The following is a 12,991-nucleotide window of genomic DNA, read 5'->3' on the forward strand; positions in this document are numbered from 1 at the left end:
TCCTCAACCCGCGCGCCGCGGGTTGTGGTAGAGATCAGCGAACATGTCGGCCATCGCCTCTTCGCTGGGCTCGTCCTGCAACTGCACGTTGACTGCACGGGTCACCAGCTGGTGCGGGCGCGGCAGGTGCAGGTCGTCAGGAATGCGCGGGCCATCGGTGAGGTAGGCCACGGGCAGTTCATGACTGATGGCCAGGCTCAGCACATCGCCGAGGCTCGCCGTTTCATCGAGTTTGGTCAGGATGCAGCCGGCCAGGCCGCAGCGCTTGTAGCTGTGGTAGGCGGCGGTCAGCACCTGCTTCTGGCTGGTGGTGGCCAGCACCAGGTAGTTCTTCGCGGCAATGCCACGCCCGGCCAGGGTTTCCAGTTGCATGCGCAGGGCCGGGTCGCTGGCCTGCAGGCCGGCGGTATCGATCAGCACCACGCGCTTGCGCAGCAGTGGCTCCAGCGCAGCGGCCAGCGACTGGCCCGGGTCGACATAGGTCACCGGCACATTGAGGATGCGCCCCAGGGTCTTGAGCTGCTCCTGGGCACCGATACGGAAGCTGTCCATGCTTACCAGCGCCAGGTTCTGCGGACCGTACTTGAGCACATAGCGCGCCGCCAGCTTGGCCAGGGTGGTGGTCTTGCCCATGCCGGCCGGGCCGACCATGGCGATCACACCGCCCTCTTCGATCGGTTCGGCCTGTGGCACTTCGATCATCCGCGCCAGGTGCGCCAACAGCATGCGCCAGGCCTGGCGTGGCTCTTCGATCTCGTTGGTGAGGTCGAGCAGTTCGCGGGCGATCGGCCCGGACAGGCCGATGCGCTGCAGGCGGCGCCAGAGGTTGGCCTGGGCCGGCTTGCTGCCCTGCAGTTGGCTCCAGGCCAGCGAGCCGAGCTGCACTTCGAGCAGTTCACGCAGGCCCGACAGCTCCGAACGCATGGCGTCGAACAGGCGCGGGTCGACGGCCGGCTGCGCCGGCGCAGGCGCCGGGGCCGGTGCATCGACGTGCGGCTCGATCAACGGCTCGGACGCGGTCAGCGACTGGCCGGCAAACAATTGGCGGTTGCCTTCGCTGGCCTCGGCGCGGTTGTCCAGCTCGGCCTGGGCAGTGGCGATGCGCGACTGGGTCTTGCGCAGCTCTTCTTCCAGCTCGGCATTGGGCACGCGCGGGGCCAGCGCGGACAGCTTGTAGTCCAGCGCGGCGGTCAGTTCGACACCACCGGCGATGCGGCGGTTGCCAATGATGGCGGCATCGGAGCCCAGCTCATCACGAACCAGCTTCATGGCCTGACGCATATCGGCGGCGAAAAAACGCTTGACTTGCATAACCCACTACCTCAGCCGTTGGGGCCCACTGTGGCAACGATGGTGACTTGCTTGTTATCCGGTATTTCCTGATACGCCAGAACATGCAAATTCGGTACAGCCAGGCGGCCGAAGCGCGACAACATGGCACGGATCGGGCCAGCTACCAGGAGAATGGCCGGTTGGCCTTGCATCTCCTGGCGCTGGCAGGCGTCGATCAGCGAACGCTGCAGCTTTTCGGCCATGCTTGGCTCAAGAAGAACACCGTCTTCCTGACCTTGCCCGGCCCTTTGCAAACTATTGAGCAAGATCTGTTCCAACCTTGGCTCAAGGGTGATCACAGGCAGCTCGGGCTCAACGCCGACAATGCTTTGGACGATGGCACGACACAATCCGACGCGCACCGCAGCCACCAGCGCGGCGGTATCTTGACTCTTGCCAGCGTTGTTGGCGATGGCCTCGGCAATACTGCGGATGTCACGCACCGGCACTTGCTCGGACAACAATGCCTGCAGGACCTTGAGCAGCCCCGACAAGGAAATGACACCGGGCACCAGCTCTTCTGCAAGTTTAGGCGAAGCCTTGGACAATACCTGCAACAGCTGCTGTACCTCTTCGTGGCCGATCAGCTCATGGCAGTGCTTCTGCAGAATCTGGTTGAGGTGGGTGGCAACCACGGTACTGGCGTCAACCACCGTGTACCCCAGCGACTGCGCCTGGGCGCGCTGGCCAACGTCGATCCACACCGCTTCAAGGCCAAATGCCGGGTCGCGCGCGGCGATGCCATTGAGCACGCCAAATACCTGGCCCGGGTTGATCGCCAGCTCGCGGTCCGGGTAGATATCGGCCTCGGCGAGGATCACCCCCATCAGCGTCAGGCGATAGGCGCTGGGCTGCAGGTCGAGGTTATCGCGGATATGCACGGTCGGCATGAGGAAGCCCAGGTCCTGGGACAGCTTCTTGCGCACCCCCTTGATCCGCGCCAGCAGCTGGCCACCCTGGTTGCGGTCGACCAGCGGAATCAGCCGGTAGCCGACTTCCAGGCCGATCATGTCGATCGGCGTGACGTCGTCCCAGCCCAGCTCCTTGGTCTCCAGTGCGCGCTGCGGCGACGGCAGCAGGTCCTGCTGGCGCTGCGCCTCCTTCTGCGCATCAATCTTGACCTTCTGCTGCTTCTTCCACACCAGGTAGGCACCGCCCCCGGCCAGCAGGCCGAGGCTGAGGAAGGCGATGTGCGGCATGCCGGGCACCAGGCCCATGATGATCATCAACGCCGCAGACACACCCAGCGCCTTGGGCGAGTCGAACATCTGGCGGTTGATCAGCTTGCCCATGTCCTCGGAGCCCGAGGCACGGGTGACCATGATCGCGGCGGCAGTGGACAGCAGCAGTGATGGCAATTGCGCCACCAAACCGTCACCGATGGTCAGCAAGGCGTAAACCTTGCCCGCATCGCTGAACGACATGTTGTGTTGCAGCATACCGATCAGCATGCCGCCGATCAGGTTGATGAACAGGATCAGCAGGCCGGCAATGGCGTCACCGCGGACGAACTTGCTGGCACCGTCCATCGAACCGTAGAACTCGGCCTCCTGGGCCACTTCGGCGCGGCGCGCCTTGGCCTGGGCCTGGTCGATCAGCCCAGCGTTGAGGTCGGCGTCGATGGCCATCTGCTTGCCAGGCATGGCGTCGAGGGTGAAGCGCGCGCTTACTTCGGAAATGCGCCCGGCACCTTTGGTCACCACGACGAAGTTGATGATCATGAGGATGGCAAACACCACCGCACCAACCACGTAGTTACCGCCGATCACCACCTCGCCGAAGGCCTGGATCACCTTGCCGGCGGCGCCATGACCCTCCTGGCCATGGAGCATCACCACGCGGGTGGACGCCACGTTCAGCGCCAGGCGCAGCAAGGTCGCCACCAGCAGGATGGTCGGGAACGCGGCGAAGTCCAGCGGGCGCAGGGCGTACACGCAGACCAGCAAAACCACGATCGACAGGGCGATGTTGAAGGTGAAGAACACGTCGAGCAGGAACGGCGGTATCGGCAACATCATCATTGCCAACATCACCAGCAGCAGCAACGGCACGCCCAGGTTGCCCCGACCGAGCCCGGCCAGGTTGTTGCGGGCGTTGCTGATTAACTGAGTGCGATCCACCGCGATTCCTCTTCATGCAAAACTTTGACGCCCAAGGGGCGCTTGGGCGTGGCTCTGCAAGAAGCTTTCCAACTTTGCTCGCCAGAGGATCCAAGTTACGGCGCAACCGTTGTGGGAGCGGCCTTGCGTCGCGAAAGGGCTGCGCAGCAGCCCCGGCAATTTATGCGGCGAAGCTGAGATTCTGGGGGCGCTGCGCACCCCTTTCGCGACGCAAGGCCGCTCCCACAAAGACCGCAGCAAAGCACGGATCAACTGTCGCGGCGCAGGTCCGGCGGAATCGGCAGGTCTTCCTTGAGCGGCTCAGGCCGCTTGCCCTTGCCTGAGCGGTACTGGCGGATCTGGAACACATAGGCCAGCACCTGCGCTACCGCCAGGTAAAGCCCTGCCGGAATTTCCCCTTCGACCTCGGTGGAGTAGTAGATCGCCCGCGCAAGGGCTGGCGATTCGAGGATCTGCACCTTGTGCTCGACGCCGATCTCGCGAATCTTCAAGGCAATGAAGTCGGTGCCCTTGGCCACCAGCAACGGCGCTACCCCACCCTTCTCCGGGTCGTACTGCAGGGCCACGGCATAGTGCGTCGGGTTGGTGATGATCACATCGGCCTCGGGCACGGCGGCCATCATGCGCCGCTGCGACACCTCGCGCTGCAGCTGACGGATGCGCTGCTTGACCTCGGGCTTGCCTTCGCTGTCCTTGTACTCGTCCTTGATCTCCTGCTTGGTCATCTTCAGCTTCTTGTGGGTCTGCCACAGCTGGAACGGCACGTCCGCCGCCGCGATCAGCAGCAGGCCGGCAGCCATCCACAAGGCACTCCAGCCAACCACCTGAACACTGTGGATGATCGCCTGCTCCAGCGGCTCGTTGGCAATGGCCAGCAGCGCCTGGCGGTCATTGCTCAACACCACCAGCGCCACGACCAGGATGACCATGAACTTGGCCATGGCCTTGAGCAACTCTGTGAGCGAGTTCAGCGAAAACATCCGCTTGATACCCGACAATGGGTTCATCCGGCTGAACTTGGGCTGCAACAGGCTACCCGAGAAAATGAACCCGCCGAGGGCGATGGGTGAAACGAAAGCGATGACGAACAGCAGCATGAGAATCGGCTGCACCGCCCAGATCGCCATCTTGCCCGACGCCAGCAGGAACATGCCCATCGAGCGCTCGTCGGTCAGCACCTCACGGGTCAGGGAAAAGTTCATACGCATCAGCGTCATCAACGTTTCCGCCAGGTTGCCGCCGAATGCCAGCAGCGCACCGGCGCCGGCAAGGGTCGAGGCAACGGTATTGAGTTCCTTGGACCGGGCGATCTCACCTTTTTCGCGCGCGTCGCGCTTGCGTTTGTCGGTCGGGTCCTCTGTCTTGTCCTGGCCGCTCTCGCTCTCTGCCATGCTCAGGGTGCCCTCGCCAGTTCACGCAGCCATTGCAGCGCTTCGCTGGCCAACGTCTGGTAGTGCGAAAGCACATCGGCCAGGCCGATCCAGAAGATCCCCATGCCCAGCACCAGGGTCAGCGGGAAACCGATGGAAAAGATGTTCAGCTGTGGCGCGGCACGGGTCATCACGCCGAAGGCGATGTTCACCACCAGCAGCGCGGTGATCGCCGGCAGGATCAGCAGCAGGCCGGCACCGAACACCCACCCCAGGCGGCCAGCCATTTCCCAGAAGTGATTGACCACCAGGGCATGGCCCACCGGCAAGGTGGTGAAGCTCTCGGTCATGACCTCGAACACCACCAGGTGGCCGTTCATCAGCAAGAACAACACGCTCACCAGCATGGTCATGAACTGGCTCACCACCGCCACGTTGACCCCGTTGGCCGGGTCGACCATCGAGGCGAAGGCCATGCCCATCTGCACGGCGATGATCTGCCCGGCGATGACGAAGGCCTGGAACAGCAACTGCAGGGAGAACCCGAACAACGCGCCGACGATGACCTGCTCGCCACACAGCAGCAGGCCGCGCAGGCTCAGCGGGTCGAACTCCGGCAGCGGCGGCAGTGCCGGTACGATGACCACGGTGATGGCCACCGCCACATACAGGCGGATGCGCGCCGGCAGCATGCGCGTACCGAAGATCGGCATGGTCATCAGCACCGCGGTCACCCGGAACAGCGGCAGGATGAAGGTGGCGACCCAGGTGCCGATCTGCGCGTCGGTCAACTCCAGCATGGCAGGCTCAACCGATCAGCTGCGGGATGCTGGTGTACAGGCCGGTGATGTACTCCATGAACTTCTGCACCAACCAGGGCCCGGCGACGATCAGCGTGACCAGCATCACCAGCAGGCGCGGGAGAAAGCTCAAGGTCTGTTCGTTGATCTGCGTGGCAGCCTGGAACATGGCCACGATCAGGCCGACCAGCAGGCTCGGCACCACCAGCACGGCAACCATCAGGGTGGTCAGCCACAGCGCGTCACGGAACAGGTCGACAGCTACTTCAGGTGTCATGCGGGGCTCTCCTAGGCGGCGTCAGACGCCGCCGAAACTGCCGGCCAGGGTACCCATGATCAGCGCCCAGCCATCGACCAGAACGAACAGCATGATCTTGAACGGCAGCGAGATGATCAGCGGCGACAACATCATCATACCCATGGCCATCAGCACACTGGCCACCACCATGTCGATGATCAGGAACGGGATGAAGATCATGAAGCCGATCTGGAACGCGGTCTTCAGCTCCGAAGTGACGAACGCCGGCACCAGGATAGTCAGCGGCACTTGATCGGGGCCGGCGATGTCGGTGCGCTTGGACAGGCGCATGAACAGGTCGAGGTCGCTCTGCCGGGTCTGTGCCAGCATGAAGTCCTTGAGCGGCCCCTGGGCCTTTTCGATGGCCTGCTGGGCCGTCATCTTCTCGCTCAGGTACGGCTGCAGGGCATCCTGGTTCACCCGGTCGAACACCGGCGCCATGATGAACAGGGTGAGGAACAGCGCCATGCCGGTCAGCACCTGGTTCGACGGTGTCTGCTGCAGGCCCAGGGCCTGCCGCAGGATCGAGAACACGATGATGATGCGGGTGAAGCTGGTCATCAGGATGACGAACGCCGGGATGAAGCTCAGCGCCGTCATGATCAGCAGGATCTGCAGGCTGACCGAATACTCCTGCTGCCCGTCCGCGGTGTTGGACAGGGTAATGGCCGGAATCGACAACGGGTCTGCCGCCAGGGCCAGCGGCGCAGCCAGCAGCAGCGCAAGTGGCAACAATGTGCTCAACGTATTTTTCAACAGCAGGCGCAAGGCGCGGGTCATCACTTCTTGTCCTTCTGATCCTTGCCCATCAGCTCCATCAGCCGCTGGGCAAACTCCGGCGTCGCCTGGCGCGCGCTGGCGGGTACTTCGACAGGTTCGGCCAGCACATGCAAAGCCTCGATGCTGCCCGGAGTGTGGCCGATAAGGATCTGCTCCTTGCCAACCTGCACCAACAACAGCCGGTCACGCGGGCCGATGGCACGGCTGCCGACGATCTCGATCACCTGCCCGCCCTTGGGCGCAGCGCCCTGCATGCGGCGCAACGCCCAGGCCAGGAAGAAGATCAGCCCCACCACCAGCAGCAGGCCGAACACCATCTGCGCCAGCTGCCCCCCCAGGCTGCCGGGCGCAGCGGCCGGCGCTGCAACCGGGCTGGCAGCAGGCGTGGCGGCGGCGATGGCCATTTCACTGGCCAGCAGCGCGGCCAGGGCCATCACGGCCCGCATCGTGCCTTTCACTCAGCGCAGCTTCTTGATGCGTTCGCTTGGGCTGATCACGTCGGTCAGGCGGATGCCGAACTTCTCGTTGACCACAACCACTTCGCCATGGGCGATCAGCGTGCCGTTGACCAGCACATCGAGCGGCTCGCCGGCCAGGCGGTCGAGTTCGATCACCGAGCCCTGGTTGAGCTGCAGCAGGTTGCGAATGTTGATTTCGGTGCTGCCCACTTCCATGGAAATGTTCACCGGAATGTCCAGGATCACATCCAGGTTCGGGCCTTCGAGGCTGACGTTCTCGTTCGGCCGCGGGGAGCTGGCGAACTCTTCCATCGGCAGGCGACCGGCACCGGGTTTGCCGCCGTCACCGGCGAGCAGTGCGTCGATGTCGGACTGGCCGGCATCACCGGTTTCTTCCAGGGCCGCGGCCCACTCATCGGCCAGGGCCTGGTCTTCCGCGGAAGTGATCTCGTTTTCGTTAGCCATGATGTCCTCGACAGGCATTCAATTCGTAAAGAGCGACCGGCACGCAGTCAGCGGCGTTCGATCGGGTCAATGATCTGCAGGGCCAGGTTGCCCTTGTGCGAGCCCAGGCGCGCCTTGAACGACGGCACGCCATTGGCGCGCAGTACCAGGTGCTCAGGCAGCTCCACCGGGATCACGTCGCCAGCCTGCATGTGCAGGATGTCGCGCAGTTTCAGCTGGCGGCGGGCAACCGTGGCGGTCAGCGGCACCGAAACGTCCAGCACGTCCTCGCGCAGGGCCTTGACCCAGCGCTCGTCCTGGTCGTCGAGGTCGGACTGGAAGCCGGCATCGAGCATTTCCCGCACCGGCTCGATCATCGAATACGGCATGGTCACATGCAGGTCGCCGCCACCGCCGTCCAGTTCGATATGGAAGGTCGACACCACCACTGCCTCGCTCGGGCCGACGATGTTGGCCATGGCCGGATTGACCTCGGAGTTCATGTACTCGAAGTTGACCGGCATGATCGCCTGCCAGGCTTCCTTGAGGTCGACGAAGCACTGGTCCAGCACCATGCGCACCACGCGCAGCTCGGTCGGGGTGAATTCACGGCCCTCGATCTTCGCGTGACGGCCGTCGCCACCGAAGAAGTTGTCCACCAGCTTGAACACCAGCTTGGCGTCGAGAATGAACAGCGCGGTGCCGCGCAGCGGCTTGATCTTGACCAGGTTGAGGCTGGTCGGCACGTACAGCGAATGCACGTACTCGCCGAACTTCATCACCTGCACGCCGCCCACCGCCACGTCGGCCGAACGCCGCAGGAGGTTGAACATACTGATGCGGGTGTAGCGGGCGAAACGCTCGTTGATCATTTCCAGGGTCGGCATGCGACCACGCACGATCCGATCCTGGCTGGTCAGGTCGTAGCTTTTGATGCTGCCTGGCTCGGCAACGCTCTCGGTCTGTACCAGCCCATCATCGACGCCATGCAACAGGGCATCGATCTCATCCTGGGACAGCAGGTCCTGTACGGCCATTGCGGACTCCTACTGCAATACGAAATTGGTGAACAGCAGCTGGTCGACCACCGGCTTGCCGACTTCTTTCTGCGCCACTTCCTGAACCACTGCGGTGGCTTTCTGACGCAGCATCTCCTGGCCCACCGAACTGGCCGCAAGGGTATCGAAGCCCTGGCCGGAGAACATCATCACCAGGTTGTTGCGGATCACCGGCATGTGCACCGAGAGTGCGTCCAGGTCGGCCTGATTACGGCCCTGCATGGTGATGCTCAGCTGCATGTAGCGCTGGCGGCCGTTCTGGTTGAAATTGACCACGAAGGCGGGAGCCAGCGGCACGTAGATCGCGGCAGCCTTGACGTTGGTAGCGGCCGCTTCAGGGGCGGGTGCCGATTCACTCTTGTGCATGATGAACCAGGTGGCGCCCACCGACAGGCCGACCGCCAGCAGCAGCGCCAGCACCAGCAGCAGGATCAGCTTGAGTTTGCCTTTTGCGGCGGGGTCTTTCACTGCGTCGCTCTTCGCCATGCCAATAATCCGTCGTCCATCGGGGTTTCAAAGGAGGATGACGTGGCTTGAGCAAGTGTTATGCCAGATTTGCTTTGTGAGGGGTTTGGCTTGAGAGGTGTGGCGCCTGCGAGATCGAGCGCCGCCCGCGCGGCGCATCGCGGATAAATCCGCTCCTACATCTGTTGCAACGTGGCCATGCCTGCCAGGCCATGGTTTTCAGCCTAGTTTGCAAGGCTCAAGACATGCGCCAAGGCAGACGACCAAGGCGTTACAGGTTCGGCACGTTGCAACAAATGTAGGAGCGGATTCATCCGCGATGCGCCGCGCGGGCGGCGCTCGATCTCACAGCCGCTGCATATCCAAAGCCAAACCCATCAAGCGTAATAATCGACCGCACTGTCGCCAATCACCACCTGCTGCTCCACTGGCCGGGAAACATCAGCCAGCTCACCCTGCTCACCCCCGCCACCCTGCGCTCGCCGGGCAGCCACCCCGGACAACTGCGAGCCATCCTGCTGCGCCTGCTGCTGTTGCTGGCGCGACTGGTCGGCGACATTGACGTCCGGCTGCGCCAACCCCTGCTGAGCAAACAGCTCGCGCAGGCGATACACCTGGCTGTCCAGTGCATCTCGTACGCCCGCATGGCCGCTGACGAAAGTGATCTGGGTGGATTGGTCAGTCGCGACATTGACGCGAATATCGAGGCGCCCCAGCTCGGCCGGCTCCAGCTGGATATCCGCCGACTTGAGGTTCTGGCTGGACAGGTACATGACCCGGTTGACCAGGCCTTCGGCCCACGCCCCCTGGTTCATCTGCAAGGGCTGATGCAAAGGGTTGGCGCTTACCGGCAGGGCATTGGCGGTCTTCGCGGTAACCGCCTGGGTCAGGCTGGCCAGGCGGTTGGCAAAGTCATCGACACGGGTATCGCTGCTGGCGCTCTTGGTGTCCTTGAGCCCGTCTTCGAGCAAGGCGCCGAAGGCCTTGTCGCCAGTCTCGGATTTGCCTGCCTGGCCCTCGACCTTGTCGATCAGGGTCGCCAACGGATTGACGGCCGCCTGACCATCATCGGGCTGCGCCTTGGATGCGTCGGCAGCATGCGCCGAGGTCGTACCTTTGGCCTGGGCAGTCTGCTCCAAGGCCAGGCGCAAGGTCGGCAGGTTGGCCAAAGGATCGGCATCCGGGTCGAAGGCCTCGGCATCGGCCTCGGGCGCTGCCGGCAAGGGCGCGGCAACCTCGGCCACTGCTGGCTGCTGCATAGCGGCCTGCAACACCGGCGCCACCGCTTCGGCCTGGGCCTGCAGCAACTGCGCGCCGGGCTGTGCATCCGTCACCTGGCCCGCAACCAGGCTGGCATCGAGCGACCCCGAATCACTGGGCACTGCAGCATCGGCAGTATCCGGCGCCGCATCGTCTGCTGGCAATTTGTTGCCGTCATCGGCAACCGCCGGTTTATCGGCGTCCTGCTTCTTGCCGCCCTGGGCAACGTCGGGTTTGTCTTTCGGGCCGGGCTGAGCAACCTTGTCGTTGCTTGCAGGCGCCTTGTCACGCCCCTGCCCGGCCATGACCTTGTCGAAGCCGCCGCCCAACCCGCCCGCCGCCTGCAGCGGCTTGTCCGCCCGCGAGGAACCTGCGTTCGACACCTTGCTCAAGGTGTTGGCTTGCATCAAAGGGTTGGGTGCGACAGGCATTGAGCGGTCTCCGCGCCAGAAACTGGAATATCATCTGGGCACAGAGAGGCAAAAGTCGCGCCAACTTGCCCTCAGCTCGCTGAAACGCGCTCACGCTCGCCGCGATAGAAGCACTGCACTTCCTGGTATTCCTCGTCGATCCGGTTGATCAGGTCTTCGATGCCATACAGCGGTCGCACCTTCACCCGCTCTTCCAGTTGCTGGCACAACCGCGCCAGGCCAACAGCACCCATGTTGCTGCTGCTGCCCTTGAAGCTGTGCGCAGCCATGCCCAGCTCATCGGCGCTCTTGGCCTCATGCAGCTGGCTCAAACGCCGCTCGGAGTCTTCCAGAAAGGTTTCCAGCAGCTGCAGGTAGCCATCTTCCATGACCTCCTGCAAATCGCTGAGTACCTTGTGGTCAATATGCATGTCAGTCACTTGCTCACTCCTTGATCAAGCCGGATTATGCCTGAGCCGCCCTGCGGCCCTCCAGGCGCATCACCAATCGAACTGAACGTGGGCGCAACGGCCACCTTCGCGCCATTCGGCGCGGCTGCCAAGCCGCTGCACCAGGTTCAGCCCGCGCCCGCTCAAATCCTGCTCAAGGGACGGGCGCGACAACACGCTGCGTACATCGAACCCCGCACCACTGTCGCGGACCTCGATGGTAAGACGCCCGCCCGCCCCTGACGGTTCCACCTTCAGGTCGATGCGCACGAAGCCTTCGGCCAACGCCACCAGGCGCCGGGCCCGCTCCTGATAGTAGTCGGCAAAACCCTGCACATCACGCTTGAGCTGCGAATCCAGGCCCAGCACACCATGCTCCAGGGCATTGGAATACAACTCGCTGAGCACACTGTGCAAGGCGCCGGTGCGCGGCCGCAAGCCATGGATTTCCTGCAACAACTGCACCAGGTAGGGCACCGGGTTGAAACGCTTGAGGCTTTCGCCACGCAACTCGAACCCCAGCGACCAGTCCAGCGGACTGGAGCGCCCGCTATCGGAATACAGGGTCGGGGCAGGCACCCGGTCATCGCCGCTGAACATGCGAATGTCGCACAGGCTGATGTCGTCCCGGGGGCGCCCGCCGAAATGCTCCAGGGCCTGCATGACCTCATCGAACAGCCGCGCCGGCTCGCGATTGGCAGCCAGCACCTCGCGCAGGCGCTCGACACCGAACAGGCGCTCCTGCTCGTCTGCGGTATCGACCACGCCATCGGACAGCAACAACAGCCGCTCCCCCGCCGCCAGCGGCAGCACTTCGGTGCTGTCGTCGAAACGCTCCGGCGCCAGGATGCCCAGCGGCAGATGCCGCGAACCCAGGCAACCCAGCACTTGCCCGTCAGCCGAAAGCCGGTAGCCATCAGGCATGCCGCCATTCCACACTTCCACGGCACCGCGCTGCACGCTCATGTTGAGCAGCAGCGCGCAGCAGAACATGTCCACCGGCAGGATGCGCTTGAGCTTGGCATTCATCTCACGCAGCATCTGTGGCAGGCCGTAGCCTTTGGCAGTCATGCCGTAGAACACTTCCGCCAGCGGCATCGCACCAACTGCGGCAGGCAAACCATGGCCGGTGAAATCGCCGAGCAGCACGCGCATGTCCCCCGCCGGGGTGAACGCTGCCAGCAGCAGGTCGCCATTGAACAGGGCATAGGGCGACTGCAGGTAGCGGATGTTCGGTGCAGTGATGCAACCGGAGTGGGCGACCTTGTCGAACACCGCCTTGGCCACCCGCTGCTCGTTGAGCAGGTGGTGATGGTGGCGGGTGATCTGGTCACGCTGCTCGAGCACGGTCGCCTGCAAGCGACGCAAGCGGTCCATGGCGCGGATCTTGGCACCGAGGATCACCGCACTGTAGGGCTTGGCCATGAAGTCGTCACCCCCGGCCTCCAGGCAACGCACCAGGGCATCCTCCTCGCTCAGCGAGGTCAGGAAGATGATCGGCACCAGCGCCTCGCCGGCCAGCGCCTTGATCTGGCGCGCGGCCTCGAAACCATCCATCACCGGCATCAAGGCGTCGAGCAAGACCAGCTGCGGGCGCTTCTCGGCAAACAACGCGACGGCCTGTTCGCCATTTTCCGCCGTGAATACCTGGTGACCCTGGCGACGGACGATCTGCGCCAGCAGCAGGCGGTCGACCGCCCCGTCCTCAGCCACCAGTACGGTCAACGCCTGCTCGGCCGACATCTGG

The 12,991-nt window shown here is 63.7% G+C and carries 13 protein-coding genes; all 13 read right to left on the reverse strand.

The annotated features are described in order from the left end of the window. Positions 1-3: 3 nt before the first annotated feature. Positions 4-1,311, reverse strand: coding sequence for a flagellar biosynthesis protein FlhF (gene flhF / locus BUQ73_RS18210; protein ID WP_079229114.1), 1,308 nt, complete (start codon positions 1,309-1,311; stop codon positions 4-6). Positions 1,312-1,322: 11 nt separating this feature from the next. Next, entirely contained in the window at positions 1,323-3,452 is a 2,130-nt protein-coding gene (gene flhA / locus BUQ73_RS18215) for a flagellar biosynthesis protein FlhA (protein WP_079229115.1), read from the reverse strand. A 248-nt stretch (positions 3,453-3,700) separates the two neighbouring features. Further along, positions 3,701-4,843 carry a flagellar biosynthesis protein FlhB gene (flhB, locus tag BUQ73_RS18220; RefSeq protein WP_079229116.1) on the reverse strand — a complete coding sequence of 381 codons (1,143 nt, stop codon included), beginning with the start codon at positions 4,841-4,843 and terminating at the stop codon, positions 3,701-3,703. Between the two features lie 2 nt (positions 4,844-4,845). Continuing rightward, positions 4,846-5,622: a flagellar biosynthetic protein FliR gene (gene fliR / locus BUQ73_RS18225; protein ID WP_079229117.1), complete on the reverse strand. Its 777-nt coding sequence runs from the start codon at positions 5,620-5,622 to the stop codon at positions 4,846-4,848. 7 nt (positions 5,623-5,629) lie between these two features. After that, entirely contained in the window at positions 5,630-5,899 is a 270-nt protein-coding gene (gene fliQ, locus BUQ73_RS18230) for a flagellar biosynthesis protein FliQ (RefSeq protein WP_027921194.1), read from the reverse strand. A 21-nt stretch (positions 5,900-5,920) separates the two neighbouring features. Continuing rightward, positions 5,921-6,700 (reverse strand): flagellar type III secretion system pore protein FliP, encoded by a 780-nt coding sequence (fliP, locus tag BUQ73_RS18235; protein WP_079229118.1) that lies wholly within the window; start codon positions 6,698-6,700, stop codon positions 5,921-5,923. Beyond that, positions 6,700-7,146, reverse strand: a complete 447-nt coding sequence (gene fliO, locus BUQ73_RS18240; protein WP_192858724.1) for a flagellar biosynthetic protein FliO — start codon at positions 7,144-7,146, stop codon at positions 6,700-6,702. The genes fliP and fliO overlap by 1 nt, the downstream gene beginning before the upstream one ends. A 12-nt stretch (positions 7,147-7,158) precedes the next feature. After that, a complete protein-coding gene (gene fliN, locus BUQ73_RS18245; protein ID WP_027921191.1) occupies positions 7,159-7,623 on the reverse strand; it encodes a flagellar motor switch protein FliN in 465 nt (154 codons plus the stop codon). Positions 7,624-7,670: 47 nt separating this feature from the next. Then, a complete protein-coding gene (gene fliM, locus BUQ73_RS18250; RefSeq protein ID WP_027921190.1) occupies positions 7,671-8,639 on the reverse strand; it encodes a flagellar motor switch protein FliM in 969 nt (322 codons plus the stop codon). Positions 8,640-8,648: 9 nt separating this feature from the next. Then, positions 8,649-9,146 carry a flagellar basal body-associated protein FliL gene (gene fliL, locus BUQ73_RS18255; protein WP_079229120.1) on the reverse strand — a complete coding sequence of 166 codons (498 nt, stop codon included), beginning with the start codon at positions 9,144-9,146 and terminating at the stop codon, positions 8,649-8,651. Between the two features lie 356 nt (positions 9,147-9,502). Further along, positions 9,503-10,816, reverse strand: a complete 1,314-nt coding sequence (locus tag BUQ73_RS18260; RefSeq protein WP_079229121.1) for a flagellar hook-length control protein FliK — start codon at positions 10,814-10,816, stop codon at positions 9,503-9,505. Positions 10,817-10,887: 71 nt separating this feature from the next. Beyond that, positions 10,888-11,235, reverse strand: coding sequence for an Hpt domain-containing protein (locus BUQ73_RS18265; RefSeq protein WP_079229122.1), 348 nt, complete (start codon positions 11,233-11,235; stop codon positions 10,888-10,890). 60 nt (positions 11,236-11,295) lie between these two features. After that, the gene (locus tag BUQ73_RS18270; protein WP_079229123.1) at positions 11,296-12,987 is read right to left on the reverse strand and encodes a fused response regulator/phosphatase; all 1,692 of its coding nucleotides are present in this window, start codon (positions 12,985-12,987) and stop codon (positions 11,296-11,298) included. Positions 12,988-12,991 lie beyond the last annotated feature (4 nt).

It is taken from the genome of Pseudomonas putida, assembly GCF_002025705.1.
Classification (GTDB): domain Bacteria; phylum Pseudomonadota; class Gammaproteobacteria; order Pseudomonadales; family Pseudomonadaceae; genus Aquipseudomonas; species Aquipseudomonas putida_J.